Source organism: Thermococcus celericrescens, from assembly GCF_001484195.1.
Taxonomy (GTDB): Archaea; Methanobacteriota_B; Thermococci; order Thermococcales; family Thermococcaceae; genus Thermococcus; species Thermococcus celericrescens.
The window spans coordinates 1-1,951 of the sequence record NZ_LLYW01000064.1 but is presented as its reverse complement, the minus strand read 5'-3'; the positions used below and the strand labels follow the sequence as shown (position 1 = coordinate 1,951).

2 protein-coding genes and 1 pseudogene are annotated in these 1,951 nt (G+C 50.8%); all 3 read right to left on the bottom strand.

Annotated elements, in window-relative coordinates; genetic code table 11:
* The coding region (locus APY94_RS12755) for a DMT family transporter (protein WP_157065561.1) at positions 1 to 344 on the bottom strand (344 nt) is incomplete at its 3' end.
* A 123-nt stretch (positions 345 to 467) separates the two neighbouring features.
* Positions 468 to 1,775: pseudogene (locus tag APY94_RS12750) on the bottom strand (RNA-guided endonuclease InsQ/TnpB family protein); the annotation flags it as partial.
* Positions 1,763 to 1,951: transposase (locus APY94_RS12745; protein WP_211259706.1), on the bottom strand; the 189-nt coding region annotated here is incomplete at its 5' end. The gene APY94_RS12745 and the pseudogene APY94_RS12750, both read right to left, overlap by 13 nt.

The following is a 1,951-nucleotide window of genomic DNA, read 5'->3' as shown; positions in this document are numbered from 1 at the left end:
GTCCTCGCCCCGGGCCGCTTTCCCAGCAGCGGAATCGAGAGGAGGACAAGCATCAGCGGCCAGGTGTAGTTGAGCGCCTGCGCCTCCTGTGCGGGTAAGCGGTCGTAGGCCGAGAAGAGCACGATGTAGTACAGGAGGGGGTTTATCAGGCCGAGGTAGGCCGAGCGGAGGTTCTCCCTCCGGGGAGAGAATTCCCTCACGTAGAGGATTCCGAAGAGCATGAGTGAGGTTAGGGAGGCGTAGAACAGGAGCTGGAGCGGACTCATGTAGCGCAGGGAGAGCTTGAAGGCCGAGGCAACCGTTGACCACAGCAGCACCGCACCGACGGCGTGTTTTTTGGACATTGCTTCAACTCATTCTAGGGACATATATAAATTCAGCGATTTTGGCTTTCCGAATAAAATTTGGTTCTGCCCCCGTTACCAGCTGACCTCCTCCCCGCCGTGAAGGGCGAGGGTTCCAACGAGTTAATCCCTCGCTAAAGGCGGAGAGGTTTGAGGGGTTTCATTCAGACCCAAACTAAAGCGGGTCTTCGACCCCTCTGGCCGGGCCTTCGGCCAGTTACCCCTCCCTTGAGCGTACAAACCGCCCAAGTTCGGGGTTATGGTTTCCACAGCCCTCTTCAAAATATTAAACGCTCCAACCAAGTCGGAGTTGAAGATAAGCCCCGTTGCGGGACACTTAAACAATCCCCGAACAAATCTCGCCCCCTCGTGATGCTTCCCGCAGACGGGGCAAAGCTTAGAAGTGAAAGCCTCATTAACAACCTCAACCAGAATACCATACTCCTCGGCCACCTCCTTGAGCCGTTGAATCACAGTATTGAAACGCCAAACGTGAGAGAGGACAAAATTTTGCTTTTTACCCTTATTTGGCTTTTTGGCAATACCTTTGGGATAACCAACCACAATCCTCGAAACTCCGAGGCGGTAGAGCTTTTCAACGGTTTGCCTAACTGCAGTGTTGATGTAATGCCTGGCTTGGAGCTTAGCCTTCTCGTGCATTCTCTTGAGTTTCCTGCTTCTCTCCTGCCCTGACTTGTTGAGTTTTGACTGGTATTCCGCAATCCTCCTCCGCCAGTAAAAATCAATGCTCTTCACGGGACGCCCGCTAACAAGAAAGCTCTCTCCGTTCTCGACGTAAACGGCCATCAGGTTGTTTACTCCAAGGTCAATTCCAGCGGAGAGGTTACCCAAGGGGTCTCTTGGGAGCTTAATCCATTCTTCACCATAAAGCCTTTCTTCCACAGTGTATGAAATGTGAGCATACCATTTCCGTCTTGCTGGATTGTATTGAATTTCCAGCCTCCCCTGCTTGCCTCTCAAGTGTATTCTACCTTTAAACTGGACTTCGAGGCGTTTGAACTTGCCGAGGCCCTTGAGGATTAACTTATTGCCTTCAATCTGATACTGGTCGTTCCTGAGGACGATTAATGGCTTTCTCCGTTTATCTTTCTTCAAGTAGTTCGGTGGTTTTGGTTTAAATTCTTCTGGTAGTTCGCCTTCTTTTTTCTTTTTAATGAGGGCGAAGAAGCTTCTCCAGGCTTCGGCGTTCTTCCTGCAAATTTGCTGAACTGTTGCCGAGCCGATTTCCTTTTTGAATTCCTCGTAAACGGTTTTCTCGGTTTTAAGGAAATCAACGGGTTTGCCCTCGAAGAATTCTTGCCTGCGAAGGTAGTTCACCCTGTTCCAGACTTTGGCTCCAACGTCGGCTAACTCGAAGAGGATTTTCTTTTGGGCCTTCGAGGGCTGGAGTTTGAGGGTTACGCTCCTCTTCGTTTCAACTCACGCTCCCATTGGGTTTCAACGTAGTGTTTGACGATCTCATCAGTTATGTAGCCGACTGAGGCGACGAAGTAGGAGCGGGACCAGAGCCTGCCGTGCGTTGTTTTACTCCTCAGTTCGGGGAATTCTTGAAGGAGTTTTCTGGCGGTTTTGCCCTTCAGGTGGTT